Origin of the sequence: Nocardioides sp. SLBN-35 (assembly GCF_006715725.1) — a bacterium.
GTDB lineage: Bacteria > Actinomycetota > Actinomycetes > Propionibacteriales > Nocardioidaceae > Nocardioides.
In genome coordinates this window covers 2,519,056-2,540,284 of the sequence record NZ_VFNU01000001.1, presented here as the reverse complement: position 1 = coordinate 2,540,284, position 21,229 = coordinate 2,519,056, and the positions used below count along the sequence as shown (strand labels likewise).

23 protein-coding genes are annotated in these 21,229 nt (G+C 71.1%); 6 read left to right on the top strand and 17 right to left on the bottom strand.

Annotated features, from left to right (window positions below; translation table 11 throughout):
• The first annotated feature begins 125 nt into the window (after window positions 1–125).
• Together FBY23_RS12340 and FBY23_RS12335 are read left to right on the top strand one after the other, a co-directional pair.
• Window positions 126–458, top strand: coding sequence for a DUF4190 domain-containing protein (locus tag FBY23_RS12340; protein WP_186348228.1), 333 nt, complete (start codon window positions 126–128; stop codon window positions 456–458).
• 82 nt (window positions 459–540) lie between these two features.
• The gene (locus tag FBY23_RS12335) at window positions 541–900 is read left to right on the top strand and encodes a DUF4190 domain-containing protein (RefSeq protein WP_141798413.1); all 360 of its coding nucleotides are present in this window, start codon (window positions 541–543) and stop codon (window positions 898–900) included.
• 9 nt (window positions 901–909) lie between these two features.
• Here FBY23_RS12335 and FBY23_RS12330 read toward each other — a convergent pair whose 3' ends face one another.
• From FBY23_RS12330 to FBY23_RS12295, 8 genes are all read right to left on the bottom strand, one after another.
• Window positions 910–1,293, bottom strand: coding sequence for a DUF2752 domain-containing protein (locus FBY23_RS12330; protein WP_141798412.1), 384 nt, complete (start codon window positions 1,291–1,293; stop codon window positions 910–912).
• A gap of 23 nt (window positions 1,294–1,316) precedes the next feature.
• Entirely contained in the window at window positions 1,317–1,517 is a 201-nt protein-coding gene (locus FBY23_RS12325) for an HGxxPAAW family protein (protein WP_141798411.1), read from the bottom strand.
• 59 nt (window positions 1,518–1,576) lie between these two features.
• A complete protein-coding gene (locus FBY23_RS12320) occupies window positions 1,577–2,197 on the bottom strand; it encodes a Trp biosynthesis-associated membrane protein (RefSeq protein WP_141798410.1) in 621 nt (206 codons plus the stop codon).
• Complete coding sequence (gene hisI, locus FBY23_RS12315) at window positions 2,190–2,546, bottom strand: phosphoribosyl-AMP cyclohydrolase (protein ID WP_141798409.1); 357 nt, start codon at window positions 2,544–2,546, stop codon at window positions 2,190–2,192. Before hisI ends, FBY23_RS12320 begins: the two co-directional genes overlap by 8 nt.
• A 7-nt stretch (window positions 2,547–2,553) precedes the next feature.
• Window positions 2,554–4,392, bottom strand: a complete 1,839-nt coding sequence (locus tag FBY23_RS12310; RefSeq protein WP_141798408.1) for an ABC transporter ATP-binding protein — start codon at window positions 4,390–4,392, stop codon at window positions 2,554–2,556.
• On the bottom strand, window positions 4,389–6,188 hold the full coding sequence (locus tag FBY23_RS12305; protein WP_260805933.1) for an ABC transporter ATP-binding protein: 1,800 nt from the start codon (window positions 6,186–6,188) through the stop codon (window positions 4,389–4,391). The genes FBY23_RS12310 and FBY23_RS12305 overlap by 4 nt, the downstream gene beginning before the upstream one ends.
• A gap of 101 nt (window positions 6,189–6,289) precedes the next feature.
• Window positions 6,290–7,600, bottom strand: coding sequence for an HNH endonuclease signature motif containing protein (locus tag FBY23_RS12300; protein ID WP_141798406.1), 1,311 nt, complete (start codon window positions 7,598–7,600; stop codon window positions 6,290–6,292).
• Between the two features lie 34 nt (window positions 7,601–7,634).
• Complete coding sequence (locus FBY23_RS12295) at window positions 7,635–8,813, bottom strand: hypothetical protein (protein WP_141798405.1); 1,179 nt, start codon at window positions 8,811–8,813, stop codon at window positions 7,635–7,637.
• Window positions 8,814–9,006: 193 nt separating this feature from the next.
• On the opposite strand from FBY23_RS12295, the gene FBY23_RS12290 reads away from it, so the two are divergent.
• Complete coding sequence (locus FBY23_RS12290) at window positions 9,007–9,186, top strand: hypothetical protein (RefSeq protein WP_141798404.1); 180 nt, start codon at window positions 9,007–9,009, stop codon at window positions 9,184–9,186.
• A gap of 10 nt (window positions 9,187–9,196) precedes the next feature.
• Here the strand turns inward: FBY23_RS12290 and FBY23_RS12285 are convergent, their stop codons facing one another.
• The 3 genes from FBY23_RS12285 to priA are packed head-to-tail and all read right to left on the bottom strand — an operon-like array spanning window position 9,197 to window position 11,096.
• Entirely contained in the window at window positions 9,197–9,568 is a 372-nt protein-coding gene (locus tag FBY23_RS12285; protein ID WP_141798403.1) for a hypothetical protein, read from the bottom strand.
• A 17-nt stretch (window positions 9,569–9,585) separates the two neighbouring features.
• Complete coding sequence (gene hisF, locus FBY23_RS12280; RefSeq protein ID WP_141798402.1) at window positions 9,586–10,362, bottom strand: imidazole glycerol phosphate synthase subunit HisF; 777 nt, start codon at window positions 10,360–10,362, stop codon at window positions 9,586–9,588.
• Complete coding sequence (gene priA / locus FBY23_RS12275) at window positions 10,359–11,096, bottom strand: bifunctional 1-(5-phosphoribosyl)-5-((5-phosphoribosylamino)methylideneamino)imidazole-4-carboxamide isomerase/phosphoribosylanthranilate isomerase PriA (protein WP_141798401.1); 738 nt, start codon at window positions 11,094–11,096, stop codon at window positions 10,359–10,361. Before priA ends, hisF begins: the two co-directional genes overlap by 4 nt.
• A 189-nt stretch (window positions 11,097–11,285) precedes the next feature.
• On the opposite strand from priA, the gene FBY23_RS12270 reads away from it, so the two are divergent.
• Window positions 11,286–12,143: a DUF6801 domain-containing protein gene (locus FBY23_RS12270; RefSeq protein ID WP_141798400.1), complete on the top strand. Its 858-nt coding sequence runs from the start codon at window positions 11,286–11,288 to the stop codon at window positions 12,141–12,143.
• Between the two features lie 42 nt (window positions 12,144–12,185).
• Here FBY23_RS12270 and hisH read toward each other — a convergent pair whose 3' ends face one another.
• The 4 genes from hisH to hisD are packed head-to-tail and all read right to left on the bottom strand — an operon-like array spanning window position 12,186 to window position 15,893.
• A complete protein-coding gene (gene hisH, locus FBY23_RS12265; RefSeq protein WP_141798399.1) occupies window positions 12,186–12,833 on the bottom strand; it encodes an imidazole glycerol phosphate synthase subunit HisH in 648 nt (215 codons plus the stop codon).
• Window positions 12,830–13,471 (bottom strand): imidazoleglycerol-phosphate dehydratase HisB, encoded by a 642-nt coding sequence (gene hisB, locus FBY23_RS12260; protein WP_141798398.1) that lies wholly within the window; start codon window positions 13,469–13,471, stop codon window positions 12,830–12,832. The genes hisH and hisB overlap by 4 nt, the downstream gene beginning before the upstream one ends.
• Complete coding sequence (locus FBY23_RS12255) at window positions 13,468–14,580, bottom strand: histidinol-phosphate transaminase (protein WP_141798397.1); 1,113 nt, start codon at window positions 14,578–14,580, stop codon at window positions 13,468–13,470. The genes hisB and FBY23_RS12255 overlap by 4 nt, the downstream gene beginning before the upstream one ends.
• Complete coding sequence (gene hisD / locus FBY23_RS12250) at window positions 14,577–15,893, bottom strand: histidinol dehydrogenase (protein ID WP_141801016.1); 1,317 nt, start codon at window positions 15,891–15,893, stop codon at window positions 14,577–14,579. The genes FBY23_RS12255 and hisD overlap by 4 nt, the downstream gene beginning before the upstream one ends.
• 54 nt (window positions 15,894–15,947) lie before the next feature.
• Here hisD and FBY23_RS12245 point away from each other — a divergent pair, with 54 nt between their 5' ends.
• Together FBY23_RS12245 and ybaK are read left to right on the top strand one after the other, a co-directional pair.
• Window positions 15,948–16,613, top strand: a complete 666-nt coding sequence (locus FBY23_RS12245) for an LON peptidase substrate-binding domain-containing protein (RefSeq protein ID WP_141798396.1) — start codon at window positions 15,948–15,950, stop codon at window positions 16,611–16,613.
• Between the two features lie 9 nt (window positions 16,614–16,622).
• Window positions 16,623–17,117, top strand: coding sequence for a Cys-tRNA(Pro) deacylase (gene ybaK, locus FBY23_RS12240; RefSeq protein ID WP_141798395.1), 495 nt, complete (start codon window positions 16,623–16,625; stop codon window positions 17,115–17,117).
• Here the strand turns inward: ybaK and FBY23_RS12235 are convergent.
• Together FBY23_RS12235 and dnaE are read right to left on the bottom strand one after the other, a co-directional pair.
• Window positions 17,056–17,604 (bottom strand): hypothetical protein, encoded by a 549-nt coding sequence (locus FBY23_RS12235; RefSeq protein WP_141798394.1) that lies wholly within the window; start codon window positions 17,602–17,604, stop codon window positions 17,056–17,058. The two genes, ybaK and FBY23_RS12235, sit on opposite strands and share 62 nt — an antisense overlap.
• On the bottom strand, window positions 17,601–21,164 hold the full coding sequence (dnaE, locus tag FBY23_RS12230; RefSeq protein ID WP_141798393.1) for a DNA polymerase III subunit alpha: 3,564 nt from the start codon (window positions 21,162–21,164) through the stop codon (window positions 17,601–17,603). The genes FBY23_RS12235 and dnaE overlap by 4 nt, the downstream gene beginning before the upstream one ends.
• Window positions 21,165–21,229 lie beyond the last annotated feature (65 nt).

The window sequence follows — 21,229 nt, the reverse complement described above, 5'->3', positions numbered from 1 at the left end:
GGTCCGACGGCACCGACACACCGACGCGTGGTGTCGAGTGTGGCACGCGGCCGTTAGGGTTCCACACACCGCCCGGAACTCGGTCGGGCCGCACGACACCTGCACACCTGAGAAGGGACCTCATCGTGAGCTACAACGAGCCGCCGAACTACGGCACCCCGCCCCCGCCGCCCGCTGGTGGCTACGGATACGGCGGTCCCGTCGGTGGAGGAGACCACCCGCAGGGCACGACGATCCTGATCCTCGGCATCCTGAGCATCGTCTGCTGCGGAATCTTCACCGGCATCCCGGCGATCATCATGGGCAAGAAGGCCCTCGACGAGAGCAAGACCGCCAACTACTCCAACGCGGGCGTCATCAAGGCCGGTTGGATCTGCGGCATCATCGGCACCGTCTGGTCCGCGATCGGCATCGTGATCTACGCGATCATCTTCATCGCCGCGCTCTCCTCCAGCTGAGCCGCGCCGAGACCACCGAACGCCCCCTGACCGCTGCGGCGGCAGGGGGCGTTTGTCACCCGACCCGCACCGAAGGACCGCTGTGAGCGCGAACGAGCCCCCTCCCCCGTACGGCGCAGCGCCGCCGGGCCCCTACCCGCCCTACGGCTACGGTCCGCCGCGGCAGCAGTCCGGTCTCGCCGTCGCGTCGATGGTGACCGGCATCGTCGGCGTGGTTCTCGGGTTCTGCGGCTTCTTCGGCTTCTTCGGGTTCGTCGGCCTGATCGGGATCGCGGGCATCATCTGCGGGGTGCTCGCGAAGACGGACATCCGCCGCTCGGGAGGCGCGAAGACCGGTGACGGCATGGCGCTGGCCGGCATCATCACCGGCGCCATCGGCGCGGCGATCGGCGTCGCGAACATCGCGCTGATCGTGTTCGTGGTAAGCAGCTACAGCGTCTAGCCCCGGGTGCTAGGGGGCGAGCCAGGACCCCGCCGGGGTGTTGCGCACGACGGCGAACAGGAGCATCACCCCGACCAGCCCGACCGTCAGCACGGTCGTGCGGCGATCGGGGACCGACCAGGCCCGTCCGGTCCAGCGCCCGTGCGTCCAGCGCACCATCGCGTAGAGCACGAACGGCAGCGCGACCACGAAGAGCAGGTTGCTCGACGCCGCGGCGCCGAGCTGCAGGTCGGTGAGGTCGTTGACGGCGCGCAGGCCGCCACAGCCCGGGCAGTAGATCCCGATGGCCGCCGAGGGGCACAGCCCCCAGCTGCCCTGCTCGTGCGGGTCGCGCAGGTGCAGGGCGAGAGTCGCCGCAGCGAGGCCGCCGACGACGAGGGCGGGCGGCACCATGCGGCGCCGCCGGGTCGCGAGGGTCAGTGACCGGCCTCGTGGAAGCCCATCTTGGCCATCACCAGGAAGACGACGCCTCCGGCGACCACGACGGCCGTGCCGATCCAGAACAGGGCCCAGTTCAGCGGGTGCAGGGACATGCCGATCGCGCCCACGACGAAGCCGACGAGCGCGACGAGGACGGCGGTCCAGGCCGCGGGGGTGTTGCCGTGGTTGTCGGCCATGAGAGGGAACTCCTCGCTCGTTCGGGTGGATCGGGTGTGATTCTAGGGGGTGGAGGGGTTCACTCGTCCGTGGGGTCGTGGCCCTCGTCGAGCGACTTCCACAGGTCGAGGTTCGACTGCTCGGCGGGATCCTGGCCGGCACCCGCCGGCGACCCGGTCCCCGCGGCCGTGGGGGCGTCGTACCGGCTGCCCATCTCGGGCCACGACGGCACCAGGCGTACGGCGGCACCCGCGGCGACGAGGGCGACCAGGGCGCAGCCGAGGGCGACCCACAGCCAGCCGCTGCGCTCGACGTCGACGGCCGTGACGTTGAGGCCGAGGCGGGTGGCGAGGTCGGCCGTGGCGTCGTCGTCCTGGACGAAGCCGCCGATGACGACCACGGCGAGGATGCCGGCGGCCGCGACCAGCGCGAGGACGGCGGCGCCGCGGCGCACGATACCGCGCGTGACGAGCAGGACGCCCCAGGCGGCGAGCGCGACCAGCGCCAGGGCGCCGGCGAGCGGGAACTCCACGGAGCGCTCCTGCACGGTGGGGGCGATGCCGCCGGCCGCGGTGAGCGTCGCCTCGGGGATCGCGAGCATCGCCTTGTGGCCCGCGACCGCGGCGAAGCCGCTGCCGGCGAGGCCGAGCAGGACGACCGGGCCGAAGGTGCGACGGGCGTTGTCGGTGCGCTCAGCCACCGAGCAGCCCCCCGTCGTCGATCAGGCCCTGGTCGAAGCAGGTGCGCGCACCGGTGTGGCAGGCGACGCCGACCTGGTCGACCTTGACCAGCAGGGTGTCGCCGTCGCAGTCGAGGCGGACCTCCTTGACCTGCTGGGGGTTGCCGGACGTCTCACCCTTGACCCAGTACTCGCCCCGCGAGCGGCTCCAGTACGTCGCCCGCCCGGTCGTCAGGGTGCGGTGCAGCGCCTCGTCGTCCATCCACGCGAGCATGAGCACCTCGCCGGTGTCATGCTGCTGCACCACCGCCGGCACCAGCCCGTCGGGAGTGCGCTTGAGGCGGTCGGCGATCTCGGAGGGAAGACTCACGAGTCCATTATCCGTGTTGGGCCACCCACGACGCGTGCAGCCTCGCGTAGGGGGTGTCCGCCTGCCTCACGAGCTCGGCGTGCGGGCCGTGCTGGACGATGCGCCCCCGGTCGACGACCACGACCACGTCGGCGGCCTCGGCGGTGGAGAGCCGGTGGGCGATGGTGACCGACGTGCGTCCGCTCATCAGCCGCTCGAGGGCCCTTCCGATCCGGGTCTCCAGCTCGGGGTCGACAGCGCTGGTGGCCTCGTCGAGGACCAGCAGGTCGGGGTCGGCGAGCTGGGCACGGAGCAGGGCGACCAGCTGGCGCTCCCCCGCCGAGAGGGCCTCGCCGCGCTGGCCGACCCGGGTGTCGACGCCGTCGGGCAGCCCGGCCAGCCAGTCGCCGAGGCCGATCGTGTCGGCCGCCTCGCGGATGTCGTCCTCGGTGGCGCCGATCCGGCCGTAGCGGACGTTGGCGGCAAGGGTGTCGTCGAAGAGGAAGCCCTCCTGCGGCACCAGCACGACGCTGCGGCGCAGCGCGCTCTCGGCGACCTCGCGCAGGTCGATGCCGTCGAGCAGCACCCGGCCGCGGCTGGGGTCCATCAGCCGGGTGAGCAGCTTGGCGATGGTCGACTTGCCGGATCCGGTCTCCCCCACGACCGCGACCCGCTGGCCCGCGGGGACCACGAGGTCGATGTCGCTGAGGACGTCGGGACCGCCCGGGTAGGCGAAGGTGACGGCGTCGAACCGGACGTCGATCGCGCCCTTGGGCAGGCTCTGCCCGGAGGGTCCGGGGTCGACGAGGTCGGCGGGGGTGTCGAGGATGCCGATGACGCGACGCCAGCCGGCGATGGCGTTCTGGGCGTCGGTGAGGATCTGGGTGCCCATCTGGACCGGCCCGACGAAGAGGGTGACCAGGAACGCGAAGGCGAGCACCTCGCCGGCCGTGATGCCGCCTGATGATCGGCCCCACGCGAAGCCCTGGCCGAGCCAGATGCCGACGATGAGCACGCCGGCGTTGGCGAAGCCGGCGGAGATGCCGCCGAGGCTGAACGAGAACGCGGTGAAGCCCTGGGCGCGGGTGCTGGCCGCCTTGTGGGTGTCGATGGCGGTGTCGATCCGCTCCTGGGTGCGCGCCTCGATCGCGTACGACTTCACGACCGCCGCCCCGACCACCGGCTCGGAGACCGCCGAGAGCAGCACGCCGACCTGGCGTCGTACGGTCCCGTAGGCGGCGGCCAGCTTGCGCTGGAAGTAGCGCAGGCTGAGGAAGAGCGGCGCGAAGCAGACCCACACGACGACGGCGAGCTGCCAGCTGTAGAAGACCATCACCACCGTCGCGATGAGCATCTGCCCGACGCTCACCACGAAGATCAGGCCGCCGAACACGAGGAACTGGCTGACCTGGTCGACGTCGCTGGTCACGCGCGAGACGAGCGCACCGCGGCGCTCGGTGTTCTGGGTGAGCAGCGGCAGGTCGTGGACATGGCGGAACGCCTTGACCCGCAGGGTCGCGAGGCCGCGCTCAGCCGAGGAGAAGAGCCGCGCCGTCATGGCGTACGACGCCCAGCTGGTCACCACGATCGCGGCGGCCGCGGCGAGTGCGAGCCAGGTCGTGAAGGCCGGGTCCGGGCCGTCGGGGCCGCGCAGGCCCTTGTCGATGGTCTGCTGCACGGCGATGGGTACGACGACCTGGCCGACCGAGGCGAGCACGGCCAGCGCGAGGGTCCAGCCGACCCCCTCGACCAGCTCGGGCGAGTGGCGGATGCCGCGCCGGATGGTCTCCCAGGCGCCGATGTCCTCGCCGGTCGCGAGCCGGGTGTGCTCGGGAGCGCCCCGCTCCGGAGTCAGGGTCGTGCTCATGCGGTCACCTCCTCGTGCTCGGTCTCGTAGGCGTTGACGAGGCGGGCGTAGTCGGCGTTGCGAGCGACCAGCTCCTCGTGGGGGCCGCGGTCGGCGATCCGGCCGTCGACGAGGTAGAGCACCTCGTCGGCCAGGCCGATCGTGGCCTTGCGGTAGGCGACCACGACCAGCGTGGTCTCGCTCCCACCCGGTCCGCCGGCGCGCAGGCCGGCCAGGATCCGGGCCTCGACCTCGGGGTCGACCGCGGACGTGGCGTCGTCGAGCACGAGGAGCCGCGGGCGTCGTACGAGTGCGCGGGCCAGCGCCAGGCGCTGCCGCTGACCGCCGGACAGGGAGGTGCCGCGCTCCCCCAGCCGGGTGTCGATGCCGTCGGGCAGCGCGGCGACGAAGCCGTCGGCCTGGGCGGTGCGCAGCGCGGCCCAGACCTCGTCGTCGGTGATGTCGAGGCCCCCTCGTTGTGCACCCAGGGTGACGTTGCCGCGGACCGTGTCGTCGAACAGGAACGCGCTCTGCGGCACGACGGCCAGCACCTGCGCCAGCCCACCGCGACGCAGCTCGCGCAGGTCGGTCCCGTCGACCCGGATCGCGCCGGCGTCGACGTCCACCAGTCGCGCCAGCAGCCCGGTCAGCGTGCTCTTCCCGGACGCGGTCGCGCCCACGAGTGCGACGGTGCGACCGGGCTCGACGTCGAAGGTGACCTCGCGCAGCAGGGGCCGGCCGGCGGTGTAGCCGAAGGCCGCGCCGTCGACCTCCAGCCGAACACCGCCGTCGTGACGGGGGGCTTCGCGGTCGCCGTACTCCATGGCTCCGGTGGCGGCGATGACCGCAGCGACCCGTCGGTACCCCACCACGCTGCGCGGGAAGTCGCCCAACAGCCAACCGATCGACCGGATCGGGAACGCGACCACGGTGAGCAGGTAGGCGATGGTGACGACGTCTCCGGCGACCGTCGAGCCGGACACGACGCGGTGCACGCCGATCACCAGGACGACGAGGACCGCGAGGTTGGGCAGCGCGGCGAGCGTCGGGTCGAACGCCGCGCGGATCCGGCCGACCCGGATGTTGGCCTCGCGCAGCTCCTCGGCCTTGGCCCGGAACCGCTGGGTCTCCTCGGGCTCGCGGCCGAGGGTCTTGACGACGAGCGCGCCGTCGAACGACTCGTGGGCGATCTCGGAGAGCTCGGCACGCAGCTCCTGCGCGCGTGTCGCCCAGCCCTGGGCGAGGCGCTGGTAGACGACGTTGACGCCGATGACGAGCGGGAAGACGAGCAGGCCGACCGCGGCCAGGACCAGGTCGGTGAGCAGCATCTGCACCACCGCGATGACCATCATCGCGACCGTCCCGACGGCCATCGGCAGCGGCGCGATCGGCCCCCAGGCCGCCTCGACGTCGGCGTTCGCGTTGGAGAGGAGCTCACCGGTCGGGTGCTTCTGGTGCCACTCCATCGGGAGGCGGAGGTACTGGCGGGTGACGGCGCGGCGGCTGTGCGCCTGCATCCGGTACTGCATGACACCCGCCCCCAGCCGGCGGGCCACGATGCCGACCGCGCGCAGGATGGCGACCCCGACGAAGAGGCCCAGCACCGCCCACAGCAGGCCGGCGCCGATCTCGCCGTCCCGGAACGCCGGCAGCACGACGTGGTCCGTCGACCAGCCCAGGACCCACGCGTCGGCGACGGTCAGCGCACCGAAGAGCACGCTGCCGATCGTCGAGACCGCGAAGATCCAGGGCTCGCGCTTGATAGCCACCCAGAGCACGCCGAACCCGGCGGACGTCGTACCGCTTCCTGTGCTCACTTCTGCCCGCAACCTCGCACCGCGCGAGCCTATTCCTGCAGGGTCAGGCACGCAGCACCGCTACCGTCGACTCGTGGACAACCCCGGGGGCCACGAGCTCCTCACGCGGCGAGCTGGTTGATCAGGACCTCAGAGAAGGAGATCTCGGCAGGGGTGGGCGGATCGCCGGCGAGGTGGCCGGTGATGCGTCGTGTGCCGGTCGGGTCGACCAGGTAGTGGGCCCCGTAGGGATCGCGCCAGATCACGATCCCGGGGAACGGATGTCGCACCTGCCAGCCCGCATGGGTCTTGATCCGATGGTGCGTCCGCGTGAGTGGCCCCAGGTTGTCGATGCTCGTGGCCCCGCCTTCGGCGTAGGGCACCGCGTGGTCCAGGTCCATCCGCCGCGTCGTGTTGGCCGCGAACGGGAACACGTCGCCCGGGTGGATCAGGTGCACGGCCTCACGGAGTCGGGCCGGGATCTCGTAGGCATCGACCGGCGCCATCGCGGCCAGGTCAAGGACGGGAGTGATCTGAACCTTCGCTGCGCTGTCGCCCAGCAGTTCGACGACCCGGCCGATCGTGACCGGACCATGCCCCTCCAGCCGCGCGATCGGAGAGTCGGCGTAGATGTGGAGGTAGGCCTTCGCTCGGATCTCGACCGGACCTACCGAAGGGTCGACGTGGCTGGCCGGGTTCAGCAGCAACGCGGCGGCGGCGACGCGTCGGTCGTCGAGCAGGGCGTCGGGCATCGTGGCCTTCACCTTCTCCGCGACCGCGCTCACGGCGGCGTCCATGCCTGCGATCGTGACCGCGTCGGCGCGGATGGTGAAGGTGGCCATGCCGTGGCGGTTGATCCGGCTCATGCGGGCGCAGCGTTCCTTGGCGGCTGCCTCCTCACGAGCCCGGGCCAGCTCAGGAGCGGCCGCGGCGATCTTGCCCTCGACCAGGGCCTCGAAGCGGGACCAGGCCAACCGGCCGTCGGCGACCTCGACTAGCTCACCGTCCACCCAGGCCGCCTCGTCCTCGGAGAGGTCGCGGGTGGCGGTGGCGACCAAGCGGGCGTGCGGGACGCGGACGGTCCCGGCTCGCACGCCGGCCCACAGGCGTGGGAGGCGGAGCTGGAGGTCGAGGGCGTCGGCGATCAGTTGGCGGGCACCGTAGGGGCTGGTCTGGATCCGGGCTCCGAAGGCTGCTGCGGCGTGTTCGGTGATCAGCGGTGTGCCCATGCCTCCGAGGCGTCGTGCACGCAACCTGGCGCGGCGGTCGGTCGGGGCGAGTCGGTCGGGGTGGTGCAGCACGGCCCAGTGGTAGGCCGCCTGAAGGATGTCCCGCTCGGCGTCGAGGCGGGCAGCGTGAGCAGCCTCGACGAAGTCGAGAACCCCCACTGCCGGCAGACCCTGGAGGTCCGCCACCGCCCGATCGGTGACCATGCCGGCATCACATCAAAGAGGTCCGACACAAACCTCAGGCTGCGTCTCGACAGAGCTCTCCCAGCTGCACACAGCGCTCGCGAGCCTGACCATCGACTGCAGCCGCCAGCGTGCTCCAGGCACTCATCCACTGGCTGCCGGTGCATTCCTTCAACGCGGCCTCGTGAGCACCCGGCACTGCGAACGCTGCGCGGAGGTGTGGCGCCGCACGGCCGGCGACGGACGCGTCGACGCTGACTCCCACGAGACACACCTCGATCACTCCGACGGCATTGGCGACGGCGGCCGGGTATCCCTGCGCCCGGAGGTCGCGAACGCGGGGCGAATCGCCGTACCGGCCGTCCTTGCGCGAACCCATGACGGTCAGATCGGTCAGGTAGAGCGTGCGCTCCTCGCAGCTGAAGCCGCGATCCAGTCGTCCCCCGAGGCGCGCCATGGCGAGGGCGTCGAGCCAACCCAGACCTTCGTCAACGCTGTCCCGGGTCAACATCACGACATCCGACGCCGTCTCGGCATCGATCTCGAGAGGACGGGACTCGAACATGAGGTACGGCGGATCGCTGATCGGGACCAGCCTGCCCAGCAGGAACGCGTCGGAGTCGCGCTCGGCCAGGGCGCCCAGGTTCAGGACCTCGATCTCGTCGCCCGTCGCGAGGTCCTCGAGCACCAATGCCGAGCCGCGGGTTCCGCGACCGGCATAGGCGCCCATCGGCGCGTTCCGCCACTCGTTGACGAGATCAGCCCGGCCGAGGAGACCGGGTTCAGCGCGTACCTCCAGGAAGTCTCCCAGGCCGCCGAAGTCGAAGACGGCGATCTGCTGCACGACCCAGTCGCAGGCAGCGACCGTGGTGCCGTACTCCTTCAGGGCGACCGGATCGTCCAGGAGCGCTTCGACGTGCTCCAGATGGAGAGCGTCGAGCACCATCCGGACCGCCGCGTCCGTCCGCGGATCCCGCTCGAGCAGCATCCAGCGATAGGCCTGGTCCACCGTCCAGCGAGCGAAGGGCCATCCCGCCCCGTGCTCCCCCAATGAGATCAGCTCCTGGAGCCGCGCGGGCCTGACCGTGCCTTCGACGAGCAGACCTTCGACCTCGTGCTCATACGCCGCCCGAGCGTCGCCCCGTGCTGCCGCGTCCACAGCAGCGCGCATCGCCTCGTGGTCGCTGGGGGTGAGGAGGTGTTCGATGTCCTGTCCTGGCCGGACGGTCGCCATGACTCGGCGACGGTCTGCTCGCTGAGCGCGCCTGCGCGTCCGTCGGCGATCAGGGCGAGGTTGGGTGCGGTTCCGCTTCCGAGAGATGGGCATGTCCGCCAGCATCCGACGTTGCTGCGCGGCGGACCACCCCTCTTTCGCGGCCTGTGGAGAACTCAGCGCACGCCCGACCCGATCGGACCATGCTGCTGGCATGGACGTTCTCGGTGCCCGTCTCGGGGTCCTCTGCCTGGCCATCGCCGTTCTGCTGTGCGGCTGCGCCGCCGCAACCGGTCCGGAACCCGACCTACGCACGCCTCCGGTCCGTGACACCCCGCCGGCGCAACTCGGCGACGGCGCCGGCGACGGTGCCGACGGCCTCGCCACGCCGTGACGGTCGTGGGCTACTGGTCGGAGCCCGGCGGGCCGACCGGGCTGACGATCCGCACACTCATGTGGAAGGTCGACATCGCGCCCTCGAGCACGACCAGGAACCCGTCGGGACCGTCCCGGTAGACGTCGCGGCGCTGCTCGAACGCCGGGTCGGGCGGGTTGAACTCGCGGCAGGCACGCAGGGCGGCCTCGAGCGCGGTGCCACGCTCGGCGTGAACGGTCTTGCCGATCTGTACGACGGTCGGCGGCTTGAGGTCGCCGCGGTTGGAGTACTCGAGCATGACCCGCCACGGTCCCCGGCTGCCGGCGCCGTCGGACGCGGTCTCGGACTCGGACTGGGCGGAGTTCGCGACGGCGCTCGGTTCGTAGCTGTCGTAGGTCATGGCCGGACCCTCCCCCGTCACCGGACCGGCACACCTGCCGCAGACAGGGAGGCCTTCACGTCCGAGATCCGCAGGGTGCCGAAGTGGAAGACGGTGGCGGCGAGTACGGCGTCCGCGCCGGCCTCGACGGCGGGCGGGAAGTGCTCGACGGCACCGGCGCCTCCGGATGCGATGACCGGGACCGACACCTCGGCGCGGACCTTGCGGATCAGCTCCAGGTCGAAGCCGTCGGTGGTGCCGTCGGCGTCCATCGCGTTGAGGAGGATCTCGCCGGCGCCCAGCTCGGCGGCGCGGACGGCCCACTCGATCGCGTCGATGCCGGCGGACTGGCGGCCGCCGTGGGTGGTGACCTCGAAGCCCGAGTCGGTGCGGACCTCGGAGCCACTCGGCACGCGGCGGGCGTCGACGGAGAGGACCAGCACCTGGTTGCCGAAGCGGTCGGCGATCTCGGCGATCAGCTCAGGGCGGCGGATGGCGGCGGTGTTGACGGCGATCTTGTCGGCGCCGGCGCGCAGCAGCCGGTCGACGTCCTCGACCGAGGAGACGCCGCCGCCGACGGTGAGCGGGATGAAGACCTGCTCGGCCGTCGCGGAGACGATGTCCATCGTGGTCGCGCGACCCTCGTGGGACGCGGAGATGTCGAGGAAGGTCAGCTCGTCGGCGCCCTCGGCGTCGTACAGGCGCGCCAGCTCGACCGGGTCACCGGCGTCGCGGAGCTCCTGGAAGTTGACGCCCTTGACCACCCGGCCGGCGTCGACGTCGAGGCACGGGATGACCCGGACCGCGAGGGTCATACCAGCCCGCCGCGGGTCAGCTTGAGTGCGTCCTCCAGGGTGAATTGCCCGGTGTAGAGGGCGGTTCCGGCGATCGCGCCCTCGACTCCGACGGGCACGAGCTTCATCAGCGCGCGGATGTCGTCGAGTGTCGTGACGCCGCCGGAGGCGACGACCGGACGCGACGTGGCGGCGCAGACGTCCTCGAGCAGCTGGAGGTTCGGGCCCTGCAGCATGCCGTCCTTGTTGACGTCGGTGACGACGTAGCGGGCACAGCCCTCGGCGTCGAGGCGGGCGAGCGTCTCGTAGAGGTCGCCGCCCTCCTTGGTCCAGCCGCGCGCAGCCAGCGTGCGGCCGCGTACGTCGAGGCCGACGGCCACCCGGTCGCCGTACGTCGCAATGGCGCGGGCACACCACTCCGGCTGCTCGAGGGCGGCGGTGCCGATGTTGACGCGACGACAGCCCGTGGCCATGGCGGCCTCGAGCGACTCGTCGTCGCGGATGCCGCCGCTCATCTCGACCTGGATGTCGAGGCGGCCGACGATCTCGGCCTGCAGCTCGCGGTTCTGCCCGTGTCCGAAGGCCGCGTCCAGGTCGACCAGGTGCAGCCACTCGGCGCCGGCCTCCTGCCAGCGCAACGCGGCCTCGATCGGGTCGCCGAAGCGCTTCTCCGAGCCGTCCACGCCCTGCACCAGCTGGACGGCCTGGCCGCCCTTGATGTCGACGGCGGGCAGCAGCTCGAGGTAGCCGGTCATGGCCGCGATCCTAGATGAGCAGGATCGGGGTCCCGCGCCGCGTCTCGCCGACAGCCGACGAGACAGCCGACGAGACACGGGACCAAGGGACTAGAACTTGTTCTCTTTTTGTGATGGGGTGTCGAAACCGGCCGCCACCTGGGAGGGGTGGCGGCCGGCACAACCACACATTTCGGGAGGGAAACCCACATGACCTTGCGTCATCGCTTCACCCTGCGCTCGGCGTCCGCCGGCGCTGTTCTCGGCCTCGCGGCCAGCACCGCCGTCGTCCTCGGTACGGCGGGTACGGCCTCGGCGACGCCGATCGACTTCAGCTGCGACGTGCCGATCCTCGGTCCGAACACGTTCTCGGTGGACGTCAGCACCAACGCGCCGGCAACCGCTCCGGCAGGGACGTCCGTCAGCCCGACGGTCACGTCCGTGATGACCGTGCCGGCAGGCCTGGCCGACACGATGCGTGGGCTGCTCGGCACCGACCAGATCGGCGGGACCGTCCAGGCCACCAACCTGGTCAACGGCGTGGCCGTGCCTATGACCATCACGATTCCCACGACCACCGTCCCGGCCAGCGGACCGATCGCGCTCACGGGGACCGGCGTGATGCCGGCCTTCACGGCGGGACCGGAAGGGACGACACACGAGATCACGGCCGGCGCGCAGAAGGTCGGCATGGTCCTGCTCAACGACGGCACCCCGTCGCCGTTCGACATCCCCTGCACACCGGCGGCCGGTCAGAACACCCTCATCGGCTCCGTGAAGGCAACCGCGGCCCCGGCCTCGACGACCACGCTCAAGGCGAAGTACGTCAAGAAGTCGCGCAAGGCGACGGTCACGGCGAGCGTCTCCGCGCCGGGCGCCAACCCGTCGGGCACGATCACCTTCACCCTCAAGAAGGGCAAGAAGGTGAAGACCAAGACCGTCGCGATCACCGGCGGCACCGCGAAGGCGACCTTCAAGAAGCTCCCGAAGGGCAAGTACAAGGTCACGGCGTCCTACACCGGGAGCGTCGGCTCCTCGAGCGCCACGACCAAGCTCAAGGTCCGCTGACCTCGGCCCGGGTCGGCTCCGTGACGGGGCCGGCCCGGGTGATCAGCCCAGCGAAGCGACCCAGTTGCGCAGCAGCTGCGCGCCCGCGTCGCCCGACTTCTCCGGGTGGAACTGGGTCGCGCACAGTGGCCCGTTCTCGACCGCGGCGACGAAACGGTCGCCACCGTGCTCGGCCCAGGTCACCAGCGGCTGGTGGCTGTCGGGCGTGCGGTCGTTGGTGACCAGCGTCCAGTCGCGCACGCCGTAGGAGTGCACGAAGTAGAAGCGCTCGTCTTCGATCCCCGCGAACAGCCGCGTCCGCTCGGGCACGGACACGGTGTTCCATCCCATGTGCGGCACGATCGGCGCCTGCAGCCGCTCGACCACGCCCGGCCACTCGCCGCAGCCCTCGGTCTCGACGCCGTGCTCGATCCCACGCTCGAACAGGATCTGCATGCCCACGCAGATGCCGAGCACCGGCCTGCCGCCGGAGAGCCGCCGGGCGATGATCCGCTCGCCGCGGATGGCCCGCAGCCCGCGCATGCACGCCTCGTACGCGCCGACGCCCGGCACCAGCAGGCCGTCGGCCTCCATCGCGGTGTCGAGGTCGCCGGTGAGGGTGACCGAGGCCCCGGCCCGCTCGACCGCGCGTACGGCGGAGCGCAGGTTCCCGGAGCCGTAGTCGAGGACGACGACGGACGGAGCGCTCACAGAGCGCCCTTCGTGGAGGGGATGCCGGTCTCGCGCGGGTCGATCGCGACGGCGTCGCGGAAGGCCCGGGCGAACGCCTTGAACTGGGTCTCGACGATGTGGTGCGGCTCGCGGCCCGCGAGCACCCGCACGTGCAGCGCGAAGTGGCCGTGGAAGGCGATCGACTCGAAGACGTGCTGGGTCAGCGAGCCGAGGTAGGACACCCCGGAGCCGCCGAGCTGGACGTACTGCTGGCCCTCCGGCTCGCCGGTGTGGACGCAGTAGGGACGCCCCGACACGTCGACGACGGCGTGCACGAGCGCCTCGTCGAGCGGGACGGTCGCGTCGCCGAACCGGCGGATGCCGACCTTGTCGCCCAGCGCCTGGCGCAGCGCCTGGCCGAGGGTGATCGCGGTGTCCTCCACGGTGTGGTGGGCGTCGATGTGGACGTCGCCGTCGGTCTGCACCGTGAGGTCGACCAGCGCGTGGCGCGCGAACGCGGTGAGCATGTGGTCGTAGAACCCGACGCCCGTGGAGATGTCGTGCTTGCCGGTGCCGTCGAGGTTCACCTCGACGATGACCTTCGACTCGCTCGTCTGCCGCTCGATCCGAGCAGTCCGGGCTCCGCCGTCTCGACCGCTCGCTGCGCTCGCGTTCATGCGCGCTCTCCATTCACATCGGTCAGTGCGGCCCGGAAGGCCGCCATCTCGTCGGGGGTGCCGACCGAGACCCGCAGCCAGCCGTCGGGCCCGGTCTCCCGGATCAGGACTCCCCGGTCGAGGAGACCCTGCCAGACAGCATGACGCTCGGCGAATCGCCCGAACAACACGAAATTGGCGTCCGAGTCGGCGACGTCGTACGCCTCGGCCCGCAGCCACTCCACAAGCGCGTCCCGCTCGCGGCGCAGGTCGTCGACCCTGCCGAGCAGCTCGGGCGCGTGGCGCAGGGCCGCCAGTGCGACGGCCTGGGTGACGGCGGAGAGGTGGTAGGGCAGCCGCACCACGCGGATCGCGTCGCAGATCTCGGGCGCCGCTGCGAGGTAGCCCAGCCGCAGCCCAGCGCCCGCGAACGCCTTGCTCATCGTGCGGGTGACCACGAGGTTGCGGTACGACGGCAGCAGCTCCAGCGCGCTCGGGACGCCGGTGCGCCGGAACTCGCCGTACGCCTCGTCGACCACGACGATCCCGCTGATGTCATTGCCGCCGGCGGCCTCGCACAGCATGGACACAGCCTCGGGCGGCAGCGCGGTGCCGGTCGGGTTGTTGGGGCTCGGCAGCAGGATCACGCTCGGCTGCTCGGTCTTCACCAGGTCGCGCGCGGCGTCGAGGTCGAGCGCGAAGTCCCCGGCCCGGCGCCCGGCGACCCAGCGGGTGTTGGTGTCGCGGGCGTACTCCGGATACATCGAGTAAGTCGGCGCGAAGCTCACCGCCGTGCGGCCCGGCCCGCCGAAGGCCTGCAGCAGCTGCAGCATGACCTCGTTGGAGCCGTTGGCCGCCCACACCTGCTCGGGCACGACCCCGGCGGGGGTGTCCTTGGAGAGGTACGCCGCGAGTGCGGTGCGCAGGCCGGTGAACTCCCGGTCGGGGTACCGGTTCAGCGTCGCAGCGGCCTCCCCCGCGGCCGCCGCGATGTCGGCGATGCACGCCGCCGACGGGCCGTAGGGGTTCTCGTTGACGTTGAGCTGGACGGGCACGTCGAGCTGCGGGGCGCCGTACGGCTCGATCCCGCGCAGCTCCTCGCGGAGCGGCGGCCAGCTATCTGCGGTCATCGCGTCGACCGGACCGTGATGGCAGCACCGTGGCCGGGCAGGTCCTCGGCCTCGGCGAGGGTGACCACGTGGCCGGCGACCTCGGCGAGCGCCGCGGCGGAGTAGTCGATCACGTGCACCGACTTGGTGAACGCGCGCACCGACAGCCCCGAGGAGTGGCAGGCGCAGCCGGCCGTCGGGAGCACGTGGTTGGACCCGGCGCAGTAGTCGCCGAGGCTGACCGGGGCGTGCGGGCCCACGAAGATCGCACCGGCGTTGCGGACCCGGGCCGCCCAGGCGGCGGCGTCCTCGGTGTGGATCTCGAGGTGCTCCGCGGCGTACGCGTTGACGACCTCCAGCCCCTGCTCGAGGTCGCGGACCAGCACGATGCCGGACTGCTTGCCGGCGAGCGAGGTGGTGATCCGCTCGCTGTGCTTGGTCGCGGCGACCTGCTGGTCGAGCTCGGCCTCGACCTCGGCGGCGAGCCGCTCGGAGGTGGTGACGAGGACCGAGGCGGCGAGCGGGTCGTGCTCGGCCTGGCTGATCAGGTCGGCGGCGACGTAGGCGGCATTGCCGGTGTCGTCGGCGAGGATCGCGATCTCGGTGGGGCCGGCCTCGGAGTCGATGCCGATCTGGCCCTTGAGGATCCGCTTGGCGGTGACGACCCAGATGTTGCCGGGTCCGGTCACCAGATCAACGCGGGCGACGCGCCGGCAGGGGTCAGCGTCGTTGAGGCCGTACGCGAACATCGCGATCGCCTGGGCGCCGCCGACGGCGTAGACCTCCTCGACACCGAGCAGCGCGCACGCGGCCAGGATCGTGGGGTGGACCGAGCCGCCGAACTCTTTCTGCGGCGGGCTGGCCAGCGCGATCGACTCGACGCCGGCGGTCTGGGCCGGGACGACGTTCATCAGCACGCTCGACACCAGCGGTGCGAGGCCGCCGGGCACGTACAGGCCGACCCGGCCGACCGGCACCTTGCGGTGGGTGACCCGGGCGCCGGGACCGAGGTCGGTGACCGCGTCCTGCTCGAGCTCGTTGGCGCAGGTCGCCCGCAGCCGGCGGATCGACTCCTCGAGGCCCGCACGGATGTCGGGGTCGAGGTTGTCGAGCGCGGCCTGCATCGCGGCCGGCGCGACCCGGATGTCGTCGACGCGCACGCCGTCGAACCTCTCCCCGAACTCCACGATCGCGTCGAGCCCGCGGGTGCGGACCTCCTCGCAGATCGCATGCACCGCCGGCACCGCCGCTTCGATGTCGAAGTCGGCACGGGGCACTGCTGCGCGGTAGTCGGTCTCGGGACCGGCCTGACGCAGGTCGATGCGACGGATCAGGGACATGCCCCCGATTCTACGGTCGATGGTGGGTCCGCCCTCTAAGTTGGACACGTGACGGACCAGCTCCCGATGTTCCCGCTGAACGCGGTGCTCTACCCGGGGGTCAGCGTGCCGCTGCACGTCTTCGAGGACCGCTACCGCGCGCTGGTGCACCACCTGCTGCGCACCGAGGACCCGGCGCAGCGGCTGTTCGGGTCGGTGGCGATCCGCGAGGGCTACGAGGTCGGTGACCACGGCACCCAGTCGCTCTACCGCATCGGTGTGCGTCTGCAGCTCACCGAGGTCGAGGCCCGCGCCGACGGCAGCTTCGACGTCGTCGCGGTCGGCCGCGACCGGATCCAGCTGGACCGTCTCCTCACCACGGGCGACTACCCCGTCGGCGAGGTGACGCTGGTGCCGGGCGGGCCGGCGGAGGTGCCCGAGGTCGTCGTGCAGCAGGCGCGGGCGACGTTCACGGCGTACCGGCACGTGCTCAGCTCGATCGCCGGCGACCCCCTGCAGGGCGAGCTGCCCCAGGACCCGACGTACCTGTCCTGGACGCTCGCGGCCTGCAGCCCGCTGCCGATGGGTGAGCGGCAACAGCTGCTCGAGGCCGAGGACACCACCGAGCGGCTGCTGCTGGTGACCGACCTGCTCCGCGCCGAGCTGCGGGCCATCAACGTGATCACCTCGCTGCCGGCGACCGAGGTCGCCCGCACCCGCTGGTCGCCGAACTGAGCGCAGGTCATGGCGAGGAAGAAGCAGTCCGGCGGCGGTACGCCGGCCACCACCGTGCTGACGAGCGCCGGCGTGGCGTTCACGGTTCACGAGTACGACCACGACGCCCGCACCGACTCGTACGGCGGCGAGGCCGCCGAGGCGATGGGCGTCGCGCCCGAGCGGGTCTTCAAGACCCTGTTCGCCGACATCGACGGCGCCCTCGTGGTGGGTGTCGTGCCGGTCTCGGGTCAGCTCGACCTCAAGGCGCTGGCCCGCGCGGTCGAGGGGCGCAAGGCGGCCATGGCCGACCCGAAGGCGGCCGAGCGGGCCACCGGGTACGTCGTCGGCGGGATCTCGCCGCTCGGGCAGCGCAAGGCGCACCCGACGGTCGTCGACGACTCCGCACTGGACCACGACACGGTGTTCGTGTCGGCGGGCCGGCGCGGGATGGAGGTCGAGCTCAGCCCTGCGGAGCTGGTGCGGCTGACGGCTGCGCGGGTGCGGAGGATACGGAAGGGTTGAGCGCGAGCATCAGCACCAGGTAGGCGAGCATCGCGCCGACCGGCCACGCGAGGTAGGGCGTCCAGCCCGCGACGGCGAGGTGGCCCGGCAGGGTGTCGCCGACCTTGTGGGCGGACAGCAGGCCGGCCGGGTCGGCCGGGCTGAACGACTCCCCCAGCAGGGTCATCACCAGCACACCGAGCCCGGCGCCGACCAGCACCGCGATGATCCCGGCCACCGCCTGGTTGCGCGCGAGCCAGCCACCGACCAGGCCGAGCAGGACCGCGAGCCCGAAGGCGACGACGACATAGGTCGCCGTACCGCTGAAGTCGCGGGTGATGCCCGGGTCGAACGGATCGGGGTACCAGGCCTTGCCGGCCACGGTGTCGTAGATCTTCCCGTCGGGGGCGGGCCCCCACCACGTCCACCACAGCCAGCCGCCAGCGGCACCCAGGAGGGAGCCGAGCACCACGGGCACGAGGAGCGGCAGGACTGCCAGGCGCCTCATCGGTCGAGGCACCCCGGGCCGAGGAGCTGCTTGAGATCGGCGAAGAGGGAGACCGAGGGAGTCACCCGCAGATTGTCCCCCAGTCGCATGACCTTGGTGGAGTCGCGGCTCAGCAGCTGGAGCCGCACCTCGGTCAGCCCGGCGTGGGAGGTCAGCACCTCGCGCAGCTGGGCCACGACCGGCCCCGTGCACCGGGTCGAGGGCAGGCTGATCACGACCGGGCCGTCGCTGCCCCGCTCCAGGTCGGGGACGGTGACCTCCTGGCCGCGCAGCTGCGCCGGCTCGCGGTCGGTGTCGAGCTGGCCGCGCACCCGGATGATCGCGTCCTCGGTGAGGTACGGCGCCGCGAGCCGGTAGCTGCTCGGGAACAGCAGCACGTCGATCGCGCCCTCGAGGTCCTCGAGGGTCACGGTGGCCCACGGGTCGCCGTTCTTGGTGATCTTGCGCTGGATCGAGGTGACCAGGCCGGCCACCGTCACCGTCGAGTTGTGCGGCCGGCTCTCGTCGGTGACCAGCTGGCCGATGGTGCAGTCGGTTCCGTTGGACAAGACGTGCTCGAGGCCGAGCAGCGGGTGGTCGGAGACGTAGAGGCCGAGCATCTCCCGCTCGTGGCCGAGCAGGGTCATCTTGTCCCACTCGTCGATCTCGGGGATCGCGACGCTCACGCCGAACCCGCCGTCGCCCCCGTCGTCGTCGCCCAGCCCGGCGAACAGCGAGTCCTGGCCGATCGCCTCGTTGCGCTTGATGTCGACGTACTGGTCGACCGCGGTCTCGTGGATCGCGACCAGGGCGCGACGCAGGTGCTTCATGTCGTCGAAGGCACCGGCCTTGATCAGCGAGTCGATGACCCGCTTGTTGCACACGGTGGCCGGCACCTTGGACAGGAAGTCGTTGAAGTCGGTGAACCGGCCCTTCTCGACCCGGGCCTCGGCGATGCCGTCGACGACGTTGGAGCCGACGTTGCGCACGGCGGTGAGGCCGAAGCGGATGTCGCGCCCGACGGCGGTGAAGTTGTGCGCCGACTCGTTGACGTCGGGCGGGAGCACCTGGATCTTCATCCGACGGCACTCGTTGAGGTAGATCGCCATCTTGTCCTTGTCGTCCTTGACGGACGTGAGGAGCGCGGCCATGTACTCGGTCGGGTAGTTGGCCTTGAGGTAGGCGGTCCAGTAGGTGATGACGCCGTAGGCCGCGGAATGGGACTTGTTGAACGCGTAGTCAGCGAACGGGACGAGGATCTCCCAGAGCGTCTTGACCGCGTCCTTGGGATAGCCCCGCTCGAGCATGCCGGCCTCGAAGCCCTCGAACTGCGCGTCGAGCTCGGCCTTCTTCTTCTTGCCCATGACCCGGCGCATGTTGTCTGCCGCGCCCAGCGAGTAGCCGGCCAGGACCTGGGCGATCGCCATCACCTGCTCCTGGTAGACGATCAGGCCGTAGGTCTCCCCCAGCACCGGCTCGAGCGCCTCGGCGAGCGCCGGGTGGATCGGCTCGATCGGCTGGCGCCCGTTCTTGCGGTGGGCGTACTTGTTGTGGGAGTCGGCGCCCATCGGGCCGGGGCGGTAGAGCGCACTGACCGCGGTGATGTCGGCGAACTTGTCGGGCAGCATCGAGCGCAGTAGCGCGCGCATGCCACCGCCATCGAGCTGGAACACGCCCAGGGTGTCGCCCCGGCCCATCAGCTCGTAGGTGGCCCGGTTGTCGAACGGGAGTTCCTCGAGGACGACGACCTCGTCCTTGTTGGCCTTGATGTTGGCCAGCGCGTCCTCGAGGATGCGCAGGTTGGACAGGCCCAGGAAGTCCATCTTGACCAGGCCCAGCGACTCGCACATCGGGTAGTCGAACTGGGTGATCACCGCGCCGTCCTGCGGGCGGGCCATGATCGGCACGATGTCGATCAGCGGCTCGCTGGACATGATCACGCCGGCCGCGTGCACACCCCAGTTGCGGATCTGGCCCTCGAGGCCGACCGCCGTCTGGTAGATCGTGCGGACGTCGGCGTCGGACTCGTAGAGCGCGCGGAACTCGCCGCCGTCGTTGTAGCGCTTGTGCTCGGGGTTGAAGATCTCCTTGAGCGGCACGCCCTTGCCCATGACGTCGGGCGGCATCGCCTTGGTGATCTTGTCGCCGATCGCGAAGCCGTGGTCGAGAACCCGGGCGGCGTCCTTGATCGCGGCCTTGGCCTTGAGCCGGCCGAAGGTGGCGATCTGCGCGACGCGCTCGGCGCCGTACTTCTCGGAGACGTACTGGATGACCTCGCCGCGCCGCGCGTCGTCGAAGTCGATGTCGAAGTCGGGCATCGAGGGGCGCTCGGGGTTGAGGAAGCGCTCGAAGAACAGGCCGTGCTCGAGGGGGCACAGGTCGGTGATGCTCAGGGCGTACGCCGCGATCGAGCCCGCACCCGAGCCACGACCCGGGCCCACCCGGATGCCGTTGCGCTTGGACCACTGGATGAAGTCGGCGACCACGAGGTAGTAGCCGCAGTAGCCCTTCTGCGAGACGATCGCGAGCTCCATCTCGACGCGGTCCTTGACCTCCTGGGTCAGCCGGTCGCCGGGGTAGCGCGCCTCGATGCCGCGCCACACCTCCTTGCGGAACCAGGACTCCTCGGTCTCGCCGTCGGGGATGTCGGCGCGGGCCATGTAGCCGCCGGTCGACTCGGTGAACTCGACCGAGCAGCGCTCGGCGATCGCCACCGTGTTGTCGCACGCCTCGGGCATGCCGAACTTCCCGGCCCACAGCTCGCGCATCTCGGCCGCGGACTTGATGTAGTAGCCACCGCCGTCGAACTTGAGCCGGTTGGTGTCGGAGAGCCGCTTGCCGGACGCGACGCAGATGAGGGCGTCGTGGGCGTCGGCGTCCTCGGGGTTGTTGTAGTGGGAGTCGTTGGTCGCGATCGGCGGGATGCCGAGCTCCTTGCCGAGACGCAGCAGGTCGTCGCGGACCCGCTTCTCGATGGAGATGCCGTGGTCCATCAGCTCCAGGAAGACGGACTCCTTGCCGTAGATGTCCTGCAGCTCGGCCGCCTCGCGGACCGCCTCGTCCCACTGGCCCAGCCGCAGGCGGGTCTGGATGGCGCCGCTGGGGCAGCCGGTGGAGACGATGATCCCCTTGCTGTGCTCGGCGAGGATCTCCTTGTCCATCCGCGGCTTGAAGTAGTAGCCCTCCAGGCTCGAGCGCGACGAGAGCCGGAACAGGTTGTGCATGCCCTCGGTGGACTCGGCCCACATCGTCATGTGGGTGTAGGCGCCACCGCCGGCGACGTCGTCGCCGCCCTCCTCGGCCGCGTCGCCCTTGCCCCAGCGCACCCGGCGCCGCTCGCCCCGCTGGGTGCCGGGGGTGATGTAGGCCTCGATGCCGATGATGGGCTGGACGCCGTACTTCTTCGCCTTGGAGTAGAAGTCGTAGGCACCGTGCAGGTTGCCGTGGTCGGTCATCGCGATCGCCGGCATGCCGAGGTCGTTGACGCGGGTGAACAACCCGTCGAGCAGCGACGCTCCGTCGAGCATGGAGTACTCGGTGTGCACGTGCAGGTGGACGAAGTCCCCGGCGTCAGCAGCCATCGGTGGTTCGGCGCTCCTCAGTGATCAAAGGGTGGTCGCTCGGGGAAGAGGACCAGCCTACGTGA

Bases quoted from the DNA above. Each gene is read 5' to 3' on its own strand.
- hisB (WP_141798398.1), bottom strand. From the start codon at position 13,471: ATGAACGCGAGCGCAGCGAGCGGTCGAGACGGCGGAGCCCGGACTGCT.
- FBY23_RS12285 (WP_141798403.1), bottom strand. From the start codon at position 9,568: ATGACCTACGACAGCTACGAACCGAGCGCCGTCGCGAACTCCGCCCAG.
- FBY23_RS12290 (WP_141798404.1), top strand. From the start codon at position 9,007: ATGGACGTTCTCGGTGCCCGTCTCGGGGTCCTCTGCCTGGCCATCGCC.
- FBY23_RS12330 (WP_141798412.1), bottom strand. From the start codon at position 1,293: ATGGTGCCGCCCGCCCTCGTCGTCGGCGGCCTCGCTGCGGCGACTCTC.
- FBY23_RS12270 (WP_141798400.1), top strand. From the start codon at position 11,286: ATGACCTTGCGTCATCGCTTCACCCTGCGCTCGGCGTCCGCCGGCGCT.
- FBY23_RS12295 (WP_141798405.1), bottom strand. From the start codon at position 8,813: ATGGCGACCGTCCGGCCAGGACAGGACATCGAACACCTCCTCACCCCC.
- ybaK (WP_141798395.1), top strand. From the start codon at position 16,623: ATGGCGAGGAAGAAGCAGTCCGGCGGCGGTACGCCGGCCACCACCGTG.
- FBY23_RS12255 (WP_141798397.1), bottom strand. From the start codon at position 14,580: ATGACCGCAGATAGCTGGCCGCCGCTCCGCGAGGAGCTGCGCGGGATC.
- dnaE (WP_141798393.1), bottom strand. From the start codon at position 21,164: ATGGCTGCTGACGCCGGGGACTTCGTCCACCTGCACGTGCACACCGAG.
- FBY23_RS12235 (WP_141798394.1), bottom strand. From the start codon at position 17,604: ATGAGGCGCCTGGCAGTCCTGCCGCTCCTCGTGCCCGTGGTGCTCGGC.
- FBY23_RS12300 (WP_141798406.1), bottom strand. From the start codon at position 7,600: ATGGTCACCGATCGGGCGGTGGCGGACCTCCAGGGTCTGCCGGCAGTG.
- priA (WP_141798401.1), bottom strand. From the start codon at position 11,096: ATGACCGGCTACCTCGAGCTGCTGCCCGCCGTCGACATCAAGGGCGGC.
- FBY23_RS12325 (WP_141798411.1), bottom strand. From the start codon at position 1,517: ATGGCCGACAACCACGGCAACACCCCCGCGGCCTGGACCGCCGTCCTC.
- hisF (WP_141798402.1), bottom strand. From the start codon at position 10,362: ATGACCCTCGCGGTCCGGGTCATCCCGTGCCTCGACGTCGACGCCGGC.
- FBY23_RS12310 (WP_141798408.1), bottom strand. From the start codon at position 4,392: ATGAGCACGACCCTGACTCCGGAGCGGGGCGCTCCCGAGCACACCCGG.